Genomic DNA, 17,903 nt, shown 5'->3' on the forward strand with positions numbered 1-17,903 from the left:
CCCCATTGCTCACAGGCCAGTACTTCTCACAGACCAGCACTTCTCACAGACCAGCACGGCTCAGAGCCGCAGTATCTGCCGGTACTGCGCCACATTCACCTGGAAGGGTGTGTGATCGTTCAGGTGCAGGCGCATACAGTCGGCGGCGTCGGGCTCGCCGTGCACCAGCTGTATCTCGGTGCCTTTCTCCAGCCGTGAATTCATCAGCCACTGGGTCAGATCGAGGTAATCCCCGTGGGCCGAGAGGCCGTCCAGCATTTCCACTCTGGCCCGGCAAGGTATGTACTCGCCGTGGATTTTGACCGCGTTGCTGCCAGCGAGCATACGCGCACCGCGAGTTCCCCCGGCCTGATAGCCGACAAACAGCACCGTGGTGCGGTGGTTGGGCAGCAGGCGCTTCAGATGGTGAAGAACCCGGCCGCCGGTGGCCATGCCGCTGCCGGCGATGATGATATGCGGGTAGGTGATCTCCTCCAGCGCTTTTGACTGTTCTACATCGCGGGTGTAGGTCACCAGCCGGCCCATCTCCCGGCACTGTGCCTCTGAGAGCCGATGCAGTTTGGGATAGTGCCGGTAGATATGCGAGGCGTCGATGGCCATGGGGCTATCCAGAAATACCGGCAAGCGGGGGATATCGCCTGCCGACATCGCCGAGACCAGCATATGCTGGATCATCTGCGCCCGCCCTACGGCAAAGCTTGGGATAACCAGTACGCCGCCGCGGGCCACGGCCTCATTGACTACCCGCTTGAGTTCGCTGCGCACATCCAGCTCCGGGTGCGCGCGGTCGCCATAGGTGGATTCCAGCAGCAACAGGTCCACAGGCGGCAGGGGGTCCGGTGGGTACATGATCAGGTCGTCCGGCCGGCCCACATCGCCGGAGAAACCCACTGTTTTGCCAGCGGCTTTGACGATGGCGCTGCCGGCACCGAGGATATGCCCGGCGCCCTGCAGGTGGAAACTCAGGCCGCCAAGCCGCTGCTCCTGACCGAACCCTAGTGGTTGGAGCAGTTCGAGACTGCGCTCGGCGGTTTCGCCATCGTACAGCGGCTGGGGATGGGCGTGTTTGCCGAGGCGGTGGCGGGCGTAGAAGCGCGCGTCCTCCTCCTGGATATGGCCGGCATCCGGCAGCAGTATGCCGCACAGATCCCGCGTCGCCGGATGGCAGAACACCGGCCCCCGGTAGCCGAGCTGGTACAGGCGCGGGATATAGCCGGAATGGTCCAGGTGTGCGTGGGTGAGCAGAATGCCGTCGATGGCGTCGATATCGAAGTCCGGTGTCTGCCAGTTGCGCTCGCGCAGCCACTTGTAGCCCTGGTAGAGGCCGCAGTCCACCAGCAGCTTGCTGCCGTTATGCTCCACCAGGAACTTGGAACCGGTAACCGTCTGCGTGGCGCCCAGGAAAAGAATATTCACTGCGCTGGTTTTCCCTGTGTTTTATCCCTGTGCTTTTCACTGTAGTTTTTACCGTGGCTTCTACTGTGAATTTTCCCGGCCGCTGCGGCTGCGATTGAGCAATTCGTGAATCGCCGGCGCCAACAGCGGGCTCAGGTCGAGCCGGTTGTCCGCGCCGGCGAGGCTATTGCTGGCCAGCAGGTGCCGCACACCCGCCCGGCGGAGCTTTTCTGCGGCGCCCTCGGCGAACAGCCCGTGCACCGCGAGACAGTCGATACGGGCAAAGCCCGCTTCGCGGAGCCTGTGCAGCGCCTCCAGGGCCGTGTGCCCGCTGGAGATCACATCGTCCACCAGTACCGCGCTATGGCCGCAGTACTGAGAGAGCGCCGGCAAAGAAATTCTCACCTCCCGGTCGCCAAGTCTCTGCTTCTCGCCCACGATCATTGGCTGGCCGCTTTGCCGGGCCAGTGCGCTGACCCACTGGCGACTCTCCGCATCGGGGCCCACCAGCAGGCAGGGTTCGTCCCTGGCGGCGATCCAGCTGGCCAGCAGCGGCGCCGCGCTGAGGGCCACTGCGGGAATGGAATACACCTCTTGCAACCGGTGGATGCGGTGCAGGTGTGGGTCGACGCAGACAAGCCAGTCGAAGTAGCGCGACAGCAGCCGTGCGAAGCTCGGCGCGGTGACGGCTTCGCCAGTGTGAAAGCGCCGGTCCTGGCGCATATAGCAGAGGTAGGGGGCCACCACGCCGACACTGGTCGCCCCCAGTTCGCGCAGGGTATCCGCGAGAAACAGCAGAGCCGGGATATTGGCGTCCGGATCGGACAGGTTCGCCAGCACGATGCAGGGTTTTGCCGCCACCGCGCTGTGGACCCGCAGGTAGCTCTCGCCGTCGGGAAAGCGGCGCCGCTCCAGCTCTCCCGCTTCCGCATCCAGCGCGGTACATAAATGCTGGAACAGTGGCAGGTCACTCTGCAGGGGAATCAGGATCGGTTTCACGAGGTCGCCTCGATATCGAACAGGTCGCGGTTCTGATGGTAGTAGTCCCGCGCATAGGCCAGCTCCCCCGGGGTGTCGGCGAACAGGGTGGCCAGGGGCTGGCCCGGGATAACGCTGTCGCCGGTCTTCACGTGCAGGCGCAGTCCTGCCAGCGGCGAACTGGGGGCGCCCGCCAGCTTGGCCAGCTGGGCAAGGCGGCGGTTGTCCATACTGCGCAACTTGCCGCTGCGCTGCGCCTGCAGGCACGACTGGTGCGGCGCCTGGCCGAGAGTTTTGAGGCCACCCTGGGCCTCGCAGATGCGCCGGAACTGCTGCCAGGCAAGCCCGGAGTACAGGATCTCCCGTGCCTGTGGCAGGGTGCTGTCCAGCGCTTCGCCGGAGGCCATGGAGAGCAGGTTGGCGGCCAGAAACAGCGAGCGCTCCGCCAGGTCCGGTGGGGCATCGGCGCGATTGCGCAGGACCGCGAGCACATCCCGGGCCTCCTCCACCGGACCGATGCCATTGCCGATCGCCTGGGCGCCATCGGTGATCACACAGCGCAGCTGTATGCCCAGAGCGCCCGCCACCTGATGGAAAACCCCGGCGAGCTCGCAGGCCTCCTCCCGCGAGCGCAATTTCGCCGTGGGCCCGACCGGCATATCGATGAGGATATGGTTGGAGCCGGCGGCGATCTTCTTCGACAGCACCGAGGCCACCAGCTGGCCCGGGCTGTCCAGGTCCAGCGCCCGCTCAATGCGGATCAACAGGTCGTCCACCGGGCTGAGGCCCACCTTGCCACCGGCCGCCAGACAGGCGCCGGTGTGCTCCACCACCTCGCGCAGTTTTTCCAGGGGCAGGTCCACCTCTGTCAGTACTTCCATGGTGTCGGCGGTGCCGGCGGGCGAGGTGATGGCGCGGGAGGAGGTCTTGGGAATCATCAGGCCGGCGGCACTGCCGATGGAGATCACAATCGGTGTGGTGCGGTTGCCGGGCAGGCCGCCAATACAGTGCTTGTCGAAAATCCGCTCGGCACCAGGCCACTGTAGCTGGTTGCCGCTGCCCACCATGGCGCGGGTCATGGCGGTCACCTCGGCGGCGCTCAAATGGCCGGCGGCGCTGGCGGTGAGGAAGCTGGCGATTTCGATATCGGAGTACTGTCGACCGCTGATGTCACGGATGATGGCGCTGATTTCCAGCGCGTTCAGCGCATGCCCGTAGATTTTTTTCCGCAGGGCGCCCAGGGAACGCACCAGCGGCGCGTGGCGCACCCGCACAGGCTGCCTGTCGGCCAGCTGCAGGAATTCCCAGGCGCTGTCAGAGAAGCCGATCAAACCCTCGGCCAGCAGTTCATTGCTGACGATATTCAGTGTCGCGATCAGGCTGCGCTCGCCCGCCTGCACCTGCAACCGTGTGTTGGCAGTGAATCCTTCCGCGCGGCAGATGGCGCAGTCACTGCGCATAAAGACGATGGGTTCCTCGTGGGTGTCGATGCCCATAAGGTGGGCGTTGAGGGGGGCGGTATGCCGCATGAGCTGTCTTGGCCTGTAGAGGGTTTTGCTCGGGTGTGACTGGGCGCCACTTCGGTGTTGCCGGGGGGCTAAGCCGCTCATAATGAAGGGATGCCCAGGCAAACCTGGCATGGCTTGGCCCGCGGCTATCGCCCCAGGCAAACAAGTCTAGTGAGGAGACCAGAGAGGAGTCTAGAAAGCCTATGCAGAACTTCCGCAAAATACTCTTTGTCAGTCATGGCACAGTCGATGAAAGCGATGGGCTAATGCAGGCGCTGAGTACGGCCCGGGTCAGCGGCGCGACACTGGCGATTCTGGTGGTGTGTCCTCACCTGCCGGAGGAGTTTACCGAGTACGAAGGGGTGTATGGGGATGGCCTTGTGGCCCGCGCCGGGCAGTCACTGCAGAAGGCCCGCGAACTGCTCAAGATGAATGCATCGCCGGAGCCGGTTGAAATTCAGCTGGACGCGGGCGATAACCCGGCGCAGAGGATTATCCGGCGGGTACTGGCCGACGATTACGACCTGGTGGTGAAAAACGTGGAGGGGCCTACCCGGCGCAAGGGCTTTAAGGCGCTGGATATGGAATTGCTGCGCAAGTGCCCCTGTCCGGTCTGGCTGAGCCGACCCATCGAGCACCCCCGCGAGGAGGTCCGGGTTGTGGTGGCGGTGGACCCTGAGTACAAGCAGCCCTCCGCCTATGATCTCGGCATCCGTTTGCTGCGGCTGTCCCGCGCGCTCGCGGATGGCTGCAACGGGATATTACATGTGGTGTCCTGTTGGGATTACGATGTGGATGAGTACCTGCGGCATAACTACCCGATTAATATTTCCGATGAAGAGCTGGATCGGGCGCTGGAAAAGGCCGGCGCGGCACACCGCGCCAAGCTGGATGCGCTGATTCACGCATCGGGTATCGAGGGGCCGATGGAAGTGCACCACGCGATCGCGAGACCGGATTCCTTTATTCCCTATCTGATCGAGGAAAAGCAGCTGGATATTCTGGTGATGGGTACCGTCGCGCGCACCGGCATCCCCGGTTTCATCATGGGCAACACGGCGGAAAATATTCTGCAGCGGCTTACCTGTTCGCTGCTGGCGCTAAAGCCCAGTGATTACAAAACCCCGGTCAAGCCTCTCTCATAGCCACTTTCCGGCCGGGCCAGAGCTTTGGGGCCAGAGCTTTGGGGCCAGAGCTGTGGGACCGGAGCACAGGGGTAAGAGCAAAGGTGCCAGGGCCTTGAGTTGAGGGCAGAGACCAGTGGGCAGAGGCTGGGAAGTAGTGCCTGGTGAGCACCGCCAGAAAGCCATCGCTCTGAGATCAATTGTCTGCGGAATAAAAAACGGGCCCCGAGGGGCCCGTTTTCGCAAAGTGCAGGGGGTGCCTTTTATCGCCGCCCCGAGAGCTTGCTCTGGTTACTGCCGGGCTTGCACTTGCGCTACCCACTCATCCACCAGTTCCTCAAGCACGTCCAGCGGCACTGCGCCGTTGGCGAGCACGACATCGTGGAATTCGCGAATATCGAAGCGGTCGCCGAGGGCTGCCTTGGCTTTCTCCCGCAGTTCGACGATTTTCAGCATACCGATCTTGTAAGCGGTGGCCTGGCCGGGCATGACAATATAGCGCTCGATGGCTTTCTTCTGGTCACCCTGCGGATTGGGGGTGTTCTTGCCCAGATACTCGATCGCCTCCTCGCGGGTCCACTTCTTACTGTGCAGGCCGGTGTCCACCACCAGTCGCGCGGCGCGCCACAATTCCATCGCCAGGCGGCCGAAATCGGAGTAGGGGTCCTGATACAGGCCAATCTCCTTTGGCACCAGCTCTGAATAGAGCCCCCAGCCCTCGGTATAGGCGGTGTAGCCGCCGAACTTGCGGAACTTGGGAATGCCTTCCAGCTCCTGGGCAATGGACAGCTGCATATGGTGCCCGGGGATGCCTTCATGGTAAGCCAGCGCCTCCATCTGGTAGCTGGGCATGTCGTTCATGTTGTAGAGGTTGGCGTAATAGATGCCGGGGCGCGAACCGTCCGGGGCCGGACGCTGGTAGAACGCCTTGCCGGCGGATTTCTCCCGGAATGGCTCCACGGCCTTGACGGTGAGTTCTGCCTTTGGCTTGCTGATAAACAGCTCGTCCAGGCGCTCTTTCAGGTTGTCGATCAGGGCTGTGGCTTCTTTCAGGTAGCGCTGTTTCCCCTCTTCGGTGTTCGGGTAATAGAACTGTGGGTCTGTGCGCATGAATTCAAAGAATTCCTGCAGTGAGCCCTCGAAGCCGACCTGCTCCATGATCCCGCGCATTTCGTCGTGAATGCGCGCCACTTCCTCGAGGCCCTTCTGGTGGATCTCGTCGGCGCTCATGTCGGTGGTGGTGTAAACATTCAGTCGATGGGCGTAGTAGTCGTCTCCATCGGGAAATTTCCACGCGCCATCATCGGTGTTGGCCTGCTGTTCCAGTTCACCGAGATAGGCGATCAGCGCCTCGTACGCCGGCTGCACGCTTTCGCGCATCGCGGCCTCGGCCTTGGTGATCAGGGCCTGCTTCTGCTCGTCGCTGATGTTGAGTTTTTCCACCTTGCCCTTGAAGTCCTTGAGCAGGGTGCTGTCCTCGCCCTCGCTGTAGGGCGCGCCGGTAATCAGGTTTTTGCCATCACTGATGACATAGGGAAAAACAAACTTCGGCGGGATGATGCCGGCGTCGGCACGCTCTTTGAGGTTGGCGATCAGCTGGTCAAAGTGCGCCGGCAGGGCATTGAGGCGCGCGATGTAGGCGTCGGCGTCCTCGACACTGTCAATGCGGTGCTGGTTGATGAGCAGCGACGCCACTTGAGTGTGCTCGGCGTACATCTGGTTGACGGGATAGGTATGCAGCCGCCACTTGAAGCCCTCGATCTCTTCTTCCTTGTTGCGGATGGCCAGTTTCAGGCTCAGGACGGTGGAGTCATCCAGTTCGCTGGCGTCGATGGCTTTCAGCTCGGCCAGCTGGCGCTTGACGATTTCATGGGTTTCCCGCTCGAACTCCGGCGAGAGGTTGTCCCACTGATCGTAATCCTCTTTCATGCCGAGGAAGGTTTTGAAGACCGGGCTGCGGTCGAGCAGCTCCTCGAAGTGATCCTCAAACAGCTGGTTGGCCTTGGCGACCGTCTCTGGGTTGACTGAGGTGTCTTGAGCGGTTGCCTTGGAATGGGTGTTCGCGTTTTCAATCGAGCTTTCTGCGCTGGCTCCGGCATCCTGGTTTGGTGCCGGTTTGTCCTCGGCGCGGTCGCAGCCTGTTATTACCAGCGTGCTTATGGCTGCGGCAATCAGGGTCTTGGTGAACTGCATGTTTGGCATTCCCGTTTGGTGTTAATCCTTGTGGGTTTATGGGGTTGGGGAGGACGCCACCGCAGGGGGTGGCTGAAAAGTAAAAAGCGGGCTGTAAGCCCGCTTTTCAGATCACTGCGATCAGGCGAAGTTCTGGTTGACGAAGTCCCAGTTAACCAGCTTCCAGAACGCTTCCATGTAGTTCGGGCGGGCGTTGCGGTAGTCGATGTAGTAGGCGTGCTCCCATACATCGCAGGTCAGCAGCGGAGTCTGGTCGCTCTCGGTGAGCGGTGTGGCGGCGTTGGAAGTGTTGACGATGGCCACGGAGCCGTCGCTTTTCTTCACCAGCCAGGTCCAGCCGGAGCCGAAGTTGTTCACGGCGCTGGCAGTGAACTCTTCCTTGAACTTGTCGAAGGAGCCGAAAGCCTTGTTGATGGCTTCTGCAACAGCGCCAGTGGCCTCGCCACCGCCGTTAGGGCTCAGGCAGTTCCAGTAGAAGGTGTGGTTCCAGATCTGGGCCGCATTGTTGAACACGCCGCCGGAAGAGGACTTGATGACTTCCTCGAGGGTCTTGTCGGCTTCAGCGGTGCCTTCGAGCAGGCCGTTCAGCTTGTCGACATAGGTCTTGTGGTGCTTGCCGTAATGGTATTCCAGGGTTTCCTTGGAAATGTGCGGTTCCAGGGCGTCCATTGCATAGGGGAGTTCGGGAAGAACGTGAGCCATTCTGTGTTCCTTCTATTGTCTGGTTGGTCAGGATTCGAGAGTCTGGCCATTCTACACAGGGTGTGTGTCAGAATTAAGCCGGCGCACAATCCGCGCGCTTGCCCCATCTATTGGGGGCGGATTTTTCAAAGGCAAGAGGGGCGGGGAATCTTATCTTGCAAGCGGTTACTTTTTCGGCAGTTTTTGGTATAACTCGCCGACCAATCCTGCCCGAACGGGCCGTTAGATTGCCCTGTTAGGTTGAGCTGTGCACAGGCTCCATTCTCTCGCGGCGTGGCGGTGGGGGCAGGATAGACACGAGCAGTTACGATTAGATACGAGTAGGTACGAGTCTGTATGCAACGCAAAGAGCCGACTATAGGCGGTGCTCCGTCCATTGAGCCACAGCTGGACAGCAAACCCATCGGCGCCGGCATGCAGCCCCCGGCCCCGCTGGACCTTGAGGACAGCGGCGGTGGCATCTCCATCGTTGGCGTGGTGGCTCTGATCCTGGCTGTGGCGGGCCTCGCTGCCGCCGGCTTTCTCTACAGCGAGTTGCAGCTGAGCCGCGCCGCGTTGAATGATGCCAAGGACCGTATCGTCGAGCTGGAGAAGCGCTTTGAGATGTCGGACGAGGAATCTACCGCCTCCGTTGAAGTGCTGAACGCCAAGGTCAAGGACAACGCCTCCGAGATCCGCAAGCTGTGGGGCGTTTCCTATGACACCAACCGCAAGAGTATCGCCGCCAACAAGAGTGCCGCGGCGGCTGCCAAGAAGGAATTGGCTGCTCTGGCCGGCAAGGTCAGCGGGCTTAGCAACAGCGTGAAGAAGATTTCCGCCGTGGAGACCGCCCTGGCCGAACTGCGCAAAGACAATACTTCCAGCAAGCGCGAAATCACCGACAAACTGACCGGCCTTGAGCGTCAGCTGTCTTCCGTGCGCAGCGACCTCACCGTACGTGTCGGCGCCAATGAAGAGGCGGTGGAGTCCATCGATGCCTACCGCCGCTCGGTGAACCGCGATCTGGTGCAGCTGCGTGATGCGGTGCGCTCCCTGCAGTCGGGTGCCAGCACGGCCTCCTCCGCGCAGTAAACTCGGCCTCTACCAGCGCCTACCCGCCCCTGATCAATATCGGGCCCGGACCCGCCGGGCCCACCACCACCTATACCTACGACCGCTCCAGCCGCATTCGACAGGTCAGCTACCCCAACAACACCGAAACCCGCTACAGCTACGACGCCGCCGGGCGCATCGCCAGCATCCGCCACACCCAGAACGGCGGCCAAGTGGCACAGTTTGCCTACGAGTACGACGACAACGGCAACCGCATCGAACAGCGTGAAACCAACGGCGGCGGAGAGGAGATCACCAGTTACGGCTACGATGACCTCGACCGCCTGGAATCCGTCACCTATCCGGATGTACCCGTCGGCACAGGTCACACCGTCACCTACCGTTACGACGGCGCCTACAACCGCATTGGCGAAGTGGCCTTCAACAGCGCCAGTGGCGAAACGGAAAAAGACCTCAGTTATGCCTACAACGAACGCAACCAGCTGACGGACATCACCGACCACCTGGATGACGGCAACAGCGTCAGCTATGGCTTTGACGGCAACGGCAACCAAGTCAGTAAAACCAAAGGTGGCGAAACCAGCGACTTCATCTTTGACGCCCGCGACGACCTGCGCCAGGTGATGATCGGCGGCTCCAGCGTGGGCCAGTTCCTCTACGATGTCAGCGGCCTGCGCATCGAGAAAGACGGCGCGCGCGGCACCGTGCGCTACACCTACGACGGCCTCGCCGTGCTGACCCAGTCAGACAGCAACAATCTCACCCTGGCCAAATACAACTACGGCCCCAACCGCCTGCTGAGCCTGACCCATATCAGCGAAGGCACCCAGTTTTACCTTTTCGACGCCCTCGGCAGCGTCACCAACCTCACCAGTGCCAACGGCACCCTGCAGGCGCGTTACCAGTACGATGCCTGGGGCAACAAGCGCAGTGAAAGCGGCAGCTCCTGGAACCGCTTCGGCTTTACCGGTCATGAAGAAGATAGTGAGACCGGGCTGATCTACGCCAAGGCGCGTTACTACGACCCGGATACCGGCCGCTTCCTCAGCCACGACCCCTGGGAAGGCGACAACACCATCGCACCGAGTTTGCATAAGTATCTTTATGCCTATGCAAATCCTACGGTTTGGATTGATCCGGATGGGAATCGGCCGGTTAGTCGCTGTGCTGGTGGCGTATCATTAAGCTGCTCTACTCAGCAGTATGAAAGCTATCGCATGACCATCGATAACCTGAAGCAATTTGATAAAGATCTTGCTAGTGGTTTCATTGATGTTTTGGCTGATGAGTTAGCAACTGATATCGAAAATAGTAGCAATATTTCTGAGTTTGCTAATAAGCGTTTACAACGCACAGTAGATGAGTTTGCTGAAAATGCTGCTGTGGCTTCGGGTGCGACAGCGTGTAGTGTAGTTAAACCTTGTCGTTTTGTAGCAAAGGCTGCCGAGGGCTACGTTACTGCGGCATCCGCTGGTTTTGAGAAGCTTAAGGGTAAGTTTACTAAAGAAGGTGATAGTGGTTTTTCAAGTGAAAAAACGCCGTCTATAGATGGAAGGGAACGCGGAGAACCTGTCAATTCAGTTGGCAATGAGGCGCGTGAGTATGTTCCAAACAAGTTGGGCAAGGAAGTATGGGATCTAGATCCGAAGGTTCGGGGCAGATAAATTGAGTCATATCTTACCGAAACTGACTAGAAAGATTGGGCTCGTTCCGATAACTTTATTAATCCCAAAACTGGCGAACCATTTAAGTCGAATAACTTCCCTTCAATTGATTTTCAACAAGGGAATAATGTTGTTAGTCTGAAAACAGTTAATACTGGTGGTAAATCTTGGGAATACGATATGAGGTCCCATATTGATCACTTGCAAAAAACTACCATAACTGTTTCTGACGTTCCGGCAACTAAAATATTGGATATTAGGGTTCAGCCAGGTGGTTTTGATGATGCGAAGCATTTAATCGAGTATGGTAAGAAACGCAATATTCCTGTAATCATTAAAGAGTTTGGTGAATAATTCTCATGGTCCAAATTGAAATTGTTCTTAAAGGAAAAGATTTCCCTGAAGTTTATAAGCTATGGGATAAGCTTACGAAAGAAGTTGAAGCACAATATATCGATAAGCAAGTTATTGATGGATTCAGTGGTAAAGAACTAGGATTTGCCGATGTTTCTGAAACTCTACTTAAGAGTAAGGCTGATAGCTTCTTTATTGAGCTTAATGGAGGTAGTGTTGAGTTTTCATATATTGCGGATCTAGATTTTTCTAGATTAGATATAAAAAATTTGGCCACTACTAAAGAGTCTGCGGAACAGTGGGTTTCTCAAATAGTAAACGAACCAGATTTTGTTCAGGGTAGATTATATGACGGAGAATATGACCGTTGGCAAAATATGGAAGACATTGCTTACTATGAGTCCGAAGGGCGTGATCATTCGAGTCTGTCGAAGAAAAGTAATGGTTTGCCATTTCCTCTTGAAAGTGAAGTGATTGATATTTCTATGAATCCAGGTCGATGGGAGTTGAAGAAAGGATACATTGAATGTGTTGGTTCAACTATGTGGATGAGCAAGGCTCTATTGGAGGATTTAGGGGTAGATAATTTTTCGATAGAGCGCGTCACTGATTTAGGAAGTGTACTTAAATTTGATGTGCTGGATGATTGTTTTAAAGAGTCTATAGGTGAAGAGGCAGAAGCTCAGAATGTCTTGAGGAAGATGCTTTTTAATAAATAGTTCCAAACACTAGAATGGGAGTAAATGAAGGGCCTCAAATTGCACCTGATCTTTTACTTTCTAGGCAGCAGTTAGCAATCTCAGATAGCATTGATTTAGATACTTTTAATTTTGGTGCTTATCTTAAAACCCAAGTTGGCGACGCTCCAGCAGGTATGCCTGATCCTCATGCTCATCACATACTCTTTAAACGAGGACTTGGTGAGAATCAGCAGGCACTGGTTGTAGAGGGGCAAGACCTGTTAAAGAAATATGAGATTGATCCTATCCTTGGATTTGAGAACCTGGTTTGGGCTCCCAATCGAATTAGGGGTCAGCATGATATTAAAGCATTACAACAGGTCACCGATACTCTTAAAATGACTGATGAAATGATTGGTACTCGCGAAGCAATGATTGATGCATTGAAAGCGCTAGGAAATACCGCAGCGGAGAGACGATAGTTTATGAACGAAAAGTATACTCCTAAAGATGTTTATGAGGCTGTTAGGGCTGGTAATCTAGAGTTGGCGAAAACAATTTTTGATTCTGATAGCAGCCTAATTAATTTAGTTACTCCGCTAGGATCATGGCTTCATGTTGCAACTCAGTATGGTCATAAAGCGTTGGTCGAGTTTTTAATTGAGAAAGGTTTAGATATAAATGTTAAGGGTGGCCCATCAGGTGTCACCCCTCTTAACACAGCGGCTCACGAAGGTAATCTTGAACTTTTGGAGTTCTTTCTTGAGAGGAATGCTGAAATTGATATCTCTGAACCCGATCGCAACCCGCTCTTTGCAGCGATTCATGCTGGACATATTGATATCGCTGAAAAGCTCCTTGATTTTGGTATCGATGTGGAGGTGAAGTACACCGGTCAAACGATGAAAGATATGGATGCTTTAGCGTATTGCCATGAATGGGGGCGTACAGATATAGCTAAATTAATAGAGAGTTATAAGTAAGTACGACATTTTATTCTGCTCGTGATTTAATGTTCCAGACAGTATTGGAACGCTTTCAACTCGCGAACGTGTACTGGGCAATATTGCAGAAAGTAAAGCAGCGCGGGAAGAAATAATTGGGGTCAGAGTAAAGTTTTGCCGCTTGATTCAACCCCTATTAAGGGTTTGAAAAGTAATTTGTGCACAATAAAGTTTTGCGGCGAACTGCAACGGTAATGCAGAGCGATTTTGCATGTGCTGGGAGGTTTAAGAGATGCCGTGCAGCACCACCTTTGCTATCGGCACTTGGCAGATTGCGTTTGGTGAAGAGAAGAATTTGAAGCTGGTTTTTGGAATGGAATCATGAGAAAGGTTTTATGAATTGATTGGTGCCGGAGTGAAATATTGAGTCTCGGATCGTACCATCGTGCGATGGGGAAGAGAATGATCACTTCGCGTAGGCGGCTTATCGCATGATTGTTGGTGAAGTTCTAAGTGATATTTGGCGGCAAAATTCTACTCTGACCCCACTTTTCACGGACCAAGAAAGGAAATCTTGCAAAAAGAACGTGAGTTAGTTGAAACAAATCCTGGGCCTTTGAATAAGGAGCCTTGGGCAGGAAAACGAAAAGATGAGTAAACAGTTATTTAGTATGTCAGCTCAATTTGGAGATAGAGAAAGTTCGCAAGTAATCCTTCCTTATTTTAGGGAGATTAAAAAATTGTTTAAGCAATTAGGCGAAGCTGGATTCTGTGATCAAATAGATGAGTTTTGTTTTATTCTTCGTGTGGATGGAGAAATATCCCAATGGGAATTCGAAGGTTGTGAAAATATCGATGTTGACCTGAAAGAAAGGTATGTCTCCATTGATATCGGGGTTCCCAAAGAAATGTGGCAATCTCAAGATGAGGATGCGATTAGGGCTTATTTAGTTGGCTGTATGCAGGATGGGTTACAGATGATGGTTAGAGCATTAGAGGAAAAAAATATACAAGTTAACACTCAGATTTTTACAGAATTGAGTAGCCTATTGTCTGAGTATTAGTCAAAGGATAGGATAGTGATCTAAAAATCCCAAATAGGGTAGCCACTCAACTCAAAGCCCCGGCAGAATAATTGGGGTCAGAGTAAAGTTTTGCCGCTTGATTCAACCCCTATTAAGGGTTTGAAAAGTAATTTGTGCACAATAAAGTTTTGCGGCGGACTGCAACGGTAATGCAGAGCGATTTTGCATGTGCTGGGAGGTTTAATAGATGCCGTGCAGCACCACCTTTGCTATCGGCACTTGGCAGATTGCGCTTTGTGAAGAGAAGAATACGAAGCTGGTTTTTAGAATGGAATCATGAGAAAGGTTTTATGAATTGATTGGTGCCGGAGTGAAATATTGAGACTCGGATCGTACCATCGTGCGATGGGGAAGAGAATGATCACTTCGCGTAGGCGGCTTATCGCATGATTGTTGGTGAAGTTCTAAGTGATATTTGGCGGCAAAATTCTACTCTGACCCCACTTTTCCGATAAAGTTTTGCGGCGGACTGCAACGGTAATGGAGAGCGATTTTGCATGTGCTGGGAGGTTTAATAGATGCCGTACAGCACCACCTTTGCTATCGGCACTTGGCAGATTGCGCTTTGTGAAGAGAAGAATATGAAGCTGGTTTTTAGAATGGAATCATGAGAAAGGTTTTATGAATTGATTGGTGCCGGAGTGAAATATTGAGACTCGGATCGTACCATCGTGCGATGGGGAAGAGAATGATCACTTCGCGTAGGCGGCTTATCGCATGATTGTTGGTGAAGTTCTAAGTGATATTTGGCGGCAAAATTCTACTCTGACCCCACTTTTCACGAAAGGTAAAGCAACTGCGGCAAGAAGGGCAGAAATTAATAAGCGAGCAGAATCCTTAGCTAGTAATCGACTTGCAAAACTAGAAGACTCGCTTACTACTAATGCGCACTTTAGGACCAGTCATGGAGCTTCAACGACCAGAGTTCAACAAAGAAAACGGGCTAGATTAGGAATCAACCCTAGACCTGATGTAAGTTCACGAAGCAGGCAACACTCCACGCGCTTCCCTAGTGCGAGAGATTAGTGGAATATAATTCAAAGAGCCCAAAGAATTAAGAGCAAATCAACAATGAATATAAGAGATATTGTATTCAAGCATAAAGATCAAGTTGGTGAGGGATATTCGAAAAATAAGTATAGAATGAGTCCCGACAAGTCTTATGAAAGTCGCGTTCGTTTTAATCAAGTAACAGATGAACCGTTTACTTCATTCCCGGTTCACCCTGAGGCGAATGTACCGAATAGTGTGTTGAGGATAGATTTCTAATGTCGACAGAAAAGAATATTTTAGGATCATCAGAAAATTATATTCAGTTGTTGTTAGATCCCATCAGTGCAGAGTCACCTCTGTCTGGCGAGGATATTGATAGAATTGCATTAATTAATGGTGGTTCAGATCAAGAGCTTAAGGAAGTTATAGAAACTTATATTTTGCCCAGGTTTAATTGCTTGTCTGAGGATGAGAGGGTTAATACACTTAAGTCCTTGGATATGGTATTAATCACCAATGAAATAATTATGGAAGATAATTTCGATTTAGATGAAATTATCATTAATGATATTGGTAGCTTTCAAAGGCTAATAAAAGTGATGAATGATGTTTTGGCCTCTCATTGATGGAGGTAGGAAATTATTTAAAACTGATAATAAAACGTTACGAATAATTGGGGTCAGAGCGAATAATTGGGGTCAGAGTAAAGTTTTGCCGCTTGATTCAACCCCTATTAAGGGTTTGAAAAGTCATTTGTGGCAACAAAGTTTTGCGGCGGACTGCAACGGTAATGCAGGGCGATTTTGCATGTGCTGGGAGGTTTAATAGATGCCGTGCAGCACCACCTTTGCTATCGGCACTTGGCAGAGTGCGCTTGGTGAAGAGAAGAATTTTAAGCTGGTTTTTGGAATGGAATCATGAGAAAGGTTTTACAGGGTGTGATATTTCTGTTGTGGCTGATGGTGCTGCAGGCACAGGCCACACGCTGCAGGGCATCCGCTTAGTCGCCACCGCTGTGGCCGACAAAAAAGCCGTGATCAAGCTGCCGGGTGAATCCCTCGCCGACGGGCAATACAGCGTCCGCCCGATTCTCGGCAACCATCTGGTCTTGCAGGAGCGCGACGGCGCGGACGAGGCCGCTGATCTGATCTGGATCTATATAGTCAAAAACGGTCAGCCCACGCGTATTCAGCGGCTGTCTTCCAGGCCGTCCAGCATGGCGCTGGTGCCGGGCCTGACCGAGAGCCTGGTGTAAAGAGGGCGAGGCCCCCAGCGATATCCTGCTGGGCAAGCACAGCTCCCACTGGAGCTTCTTCCTTGATTCCGACGACTCGGTGGAGTAGTCCATCCCTGGCGCGACAATGGCAACGCTACTGCTACCCCTGCGGGCCGTTTCTACAGCCCGCTGGACCTCTATCTGATGGGCTTCAATTCCGCTTAAGAAGTGCCAGGGCTTTTCTTTGTGAAGGCCGATATAGTGGACAATCATCCGAGATGCCGATGGCTCCCAGTCCCCAACTGCCCATCAATTCGTGTAAAATCGCCCGCCTCGAGACCCCAACCGGAAACCGGAGCTGGCTATGACCACTATCCGTCAGGATGATCTGATCGACAGCGTCGCCGATGCGCTGCAATTCATTTCCTACTATCACCCGCAGGATTTCATTCAGGCCCTGAATCAGGCCTATGAAAAGGAAGCCAATCCGGCGGCCAAGGACGCCATGGCGCAGATCCTGATCAACTCCCGCATGTGTGCCCAGGGGCACAGGCCCATCTGCCAGGACACCGGCATTGTCACGGTGAAGCTGAAAGTGGGCATGAACGTGCAGTGGGACGCCGATATGAGCGTGACCGATATGGTCAACGAAGGGGTGCGTCGGGCCTACAACAATCCGGATAACGTGCTGCGCGCCTCCATCCTCGAGGACCCGGACGGTGCCCGCAAGAACACCGGTGACAATACGCCGGCGGTCATCCACTACGAGATCGTTCCCGGTGACACCGTTGAGGTGTACGTGGCGGCGAAAGGTGGCGGCAGTGAAGCCAAGAGCAAGTTCGCCATGCTGAACCCCTCCGACTCGGTGGTGGACTGGGTGCTGAACATGGTGCCGCAGATGGGTGCCGGCTGGTGTCCGCCGGGCATGCTGGGTATCGGTGTCGGTGGTACCGCCGAGAAAGCCATGCTGCTGGCCAAAGAGTCGCTGCTGGACCCGATCGATATTCAGGATCTGCAGGAGCGCGGCGCATCCAACCGTGCCGAGGAGCTGCGCCTTGAACTCTACGACAAGGTCAACAAGCTCGGTATCGGTGCCCAGGGCCTGGGCGGCCTGACCACCGTGCTGGATGTGAAGGTCAAGGATTATCCCACCCATGCCGCCAACAAGGCGGTGGCGATCATCCCCAACTGCGCGGCGACCCGCCATACACACTTCACCCTGGATGGCAGCGGCCCCGCCCGCCAGACGCCACCGAAGCTGGAAGACTGGCCGGAGATCACCCGCGAGGCCGGCGCCAATACCCGCCGCGTCAACCTCGACGAGGTAACCCGCGAAGACGTGCTCAGCTGGCAGCCCGGTGAGACCCTGCTGCTGAACGGCAAAATGCTTACCGGCCGCGACGCCGCACACAAGAAGATGGTCGACATCCTGGCCAAAGGTGAAACGCTGCCGGTGGACCTGGCTGGGCGCTTTATCTATTACGTGGGTCCGGTGGACCCGGTGCGCGAGGAAGTCGTAGGCCCGGCTGGCCCGACCACCGCAACCCGCATGGACAAATTCACCCGCACCATGCTGGAAGAAACCGGCCTGCTGGGCATGATCGGCAAGGCCGAGCGCGGCCCGGCGGCCATCGAAGCCATCCGCGACAACAAGGCCGTCTACCTGATGGCCGTGGGCGGTGCCGCCTATCTGGTGGCGCAGGCGATCAAGGATGCCAAGGTGGTGGCTTTCCCGGAGCTGGGAATGGAAGCCATCTACGAGTTCGAGGTCGAGGACATGCCGGTGACCGTGGCTGTGGACAGCCAGGGCGAGTCGGTTCACAACACCGGCCCGGTGATCTGGAAAGCCAAGATCGAAGAGGGCGTTGCCTGAACGCTCGCTGACCCTTTAGCCGCTGACGGTGCCCACCGGTACCGTCAGCCGGCCCCCGGCGCCCCCTGATCGGTCGCCATTTTCCCTGACACGCGCACAGGCCCGGACGGTACCGGGCACTGGGCTTTCTTCGCGAGGCTT

16 protein-coding genes are annotated in these 17,903 nt (G+C 55.2%); 11 read left to right on the plus strand and 5 right to left on the minus strand.

The features are described 5' to 3' along the window. Nucleotides 1-60: 60 nt before the first annotated feature. Genes ABEA58_RS11500 through ABEA58_RS11510 form a run of 3 tightly spaced genes read right to left on the minus strand, consistent with a single transcriptional unit; the run spans nt 61 to nt 3,902 of the window. On the minus strand, nt 61-1,416 hold the full coding sequence (locus tag ABEA58_RS11500; RefSeq protein WP_345551659.1) for an MBL fold metallo-hydrolase RNA specificity domain-containing protein: 1,356 nt from the start codon (nt 1,414-1,416) through the stop codon (nt 61-63). A 60-nt stretch (nt 1,417-1,476) separates the two neighbouring features. Continuing rightward, nucleotides 1,477-2,394, minus strand: a complete 918-nt coding sequence (locus ABEA58_RS11505) for a ribose-phosphate diphosphokinase (RefSeq protein WP_345551661.1) — start codon at nt 2,392-2,394, stop codon at nt 1,477-1,479. Beyond that, on the minus strand, nt 2,391-3,902 hold the full coding sequence (locus ABEA58_RS11510; RefSeq protein ID WP_345551662.1) for a thymidine phosphorylase family protein: 1,512 nt from the start codon (nt 3,900-3,902) through the stop codon (nt 2,391-2,393). Before ABEA58_RS11510 ends, ABEA58_RS11505 begins: the two co-directional genes overlap by 4 nt. A gap of 182 nt (nt 3,903-4,084) precedes the next feature. Here ABEA58_RS11510 and ABEA58_RS11515 point away from each other — a divergent pair, with 182 nt between their 5' ends. Beyond that, the gene (locus ABEA58_RS11515) at nt 4,085-5,026 is read left to right on the plus strand and encodes a universal stress protein (protein ID WP_345551664.1); all 942 of its coding nucleotides are present in this window, start codon (nt 4,085-4,087) and stop codon (nt 5,024-5,026) included. 270 nt (nt 5,027-5,296) lie between these two features. Here ABEA58_RS11515 and ABEA58_RS11520 read toward each other — a convergent pair whose 3' ends face one another. Together ABEA58_RS11520 and ABEA58_RS11525 are read right to left on the minus strand one after the other, a co-directional pair. Beyond that, nucleotides 5,297-7,198, minus strand: a complete 1,902-nt coding sequence (locus ABEA58_RS11520) for a DUF885 domain-containing protein (RefSeq protein WP_345551665.1) — start codon at nt 7,196-7,198, stop codon at nt 5,297-5,299. 120 nt (nt 7,199-7,318) lie between these two features. Beyond that, on the minus strand, nt 7,319-7,900 hold the full coding sequence (locus ABEA58_RS11525) for a superoxide dismutase (protein ID WP_345551667.1): 582 nt from the start codon (nt 7,898-7,900) through the stop codon (nt 7,319-7,321). Between the two features lie 336 nt (nt 7,901-8,236). Here ABEA58_RS11525 and ABEA58_RS11530 point away from each other — a divergent pair, with 336 nt between their 5' ends. The 10 genes from ABEA58_RS11530 (at nt 8,237) to ABEA58_RS11575 (ending at nt 17,762) form a co-directional block, all read left to right on the plus strand. Next, a complete protein-coding gene (locus tag ABEA58_RS11530) occupies nt 8,237-8,971 on the plus strand; it encodes a hypothetical protein (protein WP_345551668.1) in 735 nt (244 codons plus the stop codon). A gap of 194 nt (nt 8,972-9,165) precedes the next feature. Further along, nucleotides 9,166-10,617 carry an RHS repeat domain-containing protein gene (locus ABEA58_RS11535; protein ID WP_425563531.1) on the plus strand — a complete coding sequence of 484 codons (1,452 nt, stop codon included), beginning with the start codon at nt 9,166-9,168 and terminating at the stop codon, nt 10,615-10,617. A 180-nt stretch (nt 10,618-10,797) separates the two neighbouring features. Further along, nucleotides 10,798-10,971: a hypothetical protein gene (locus ABEA58_RS11540; protein WP_345551670.1), complete on the plus strand. Its 174-nt coding sequence runs from the start codon at nt 10,798-10,800 to the stop codon at nt 10,969-10,971. 5 nt (nt 10,972-10,976) lie between these two features. Beyond that, nucleotides 10,977-11,690, plus strand: a complete 714-nt coding sequence (locus tag ABEA58_RS11545) for a hypothetical protein (RefSeq protein WP_345551672.1) — start codon at nt 10,977-10,979, stop codon at nt 11,688-11,690. Nucleotides 11,691-11,704: 14 nt separating this feature from the next. Next, a complete protein-coding gene (locus ABEA58_RS11550) occupies nt 11,705-12,133 on the plus strand; it encodes an AHH domain-containing protein (protein ID WP_345551673.1) in 429 nt (142 codons plus the stop codon). 3 nt (nt 12,134-12,136) lie between these two features. After that, entirely contained in the window at nt 12,137-12,634 is a 498-nt protein-coding gene (locus ABEA58_RS11555) for an ankyrin repeat domain-containing protein (protein WP_345551675.1), read from the plus strand. Between the two features lie 611 nt (nt 12,635-13,245). Further along, nucleotides 13,246-13,659 (plus strand): hypothetical protein, encoded by a 414-nt coding sequence (locus ABEA58_RS11560; protein WP_345551677.1) that lies wholly within the window; start codon nt 13,246-13,248, stop codon nt 13,657-13,659. A gap of 1,289 nt (nt 13,660-14,948) precedes the next feature. Beyond that, nucleotides 14,949-15,299, plus strand: a complete 351-nt coding sequence (locus ABEA58_RS11565) for a hypothetical protein (RefSeq protein WP_345551679.1) — start codon at nt 14,949-14,951, stop codon at nt 15,297-15,299. A 248-nt stretch (nt 15,300-15,547) separates the two neighbouring features. Continuing rightward, nucleotides 15,548-15,928 carry a hypothetical protein gene (locus ABEA58_RS11570; RefSeq protein ID WP_345551680.1) on the plus strand — a complete coding sequence of 127 codons (381 nt, stop codon included), beginning with the start codon at nt 15,548-15,550 and terminating at the stop codon, nt 15,926-15,928. Between the two features lie 325 nt (nt 15,929-16,253). Then, nucleotides 16,254-17,762: a fumarate hydratase gene (locus ABEA58_RS11575; RefSeq protein ID WP_345551681.1), complete on the plus strand. Its 1,509-nt coding sequence runs from the start codon at nt 16,254-16,256 to the stop codon at nt 17,760-17,762. Nucleotides 17,763-17,903 lie beyond the last annotated feature (141 nt).

The sequence above is a fragment of the Microbulbifer aestuariivivens genome (genome assembly GCF_039545115.1).
Classification (GTDB): Bacteria; Pseudomonadota; Gammaproteobacteria; order Pseudomonadales; family Cellvibrionaceae; genus Microbulbifer; species Microbulbifer aestuariivivens.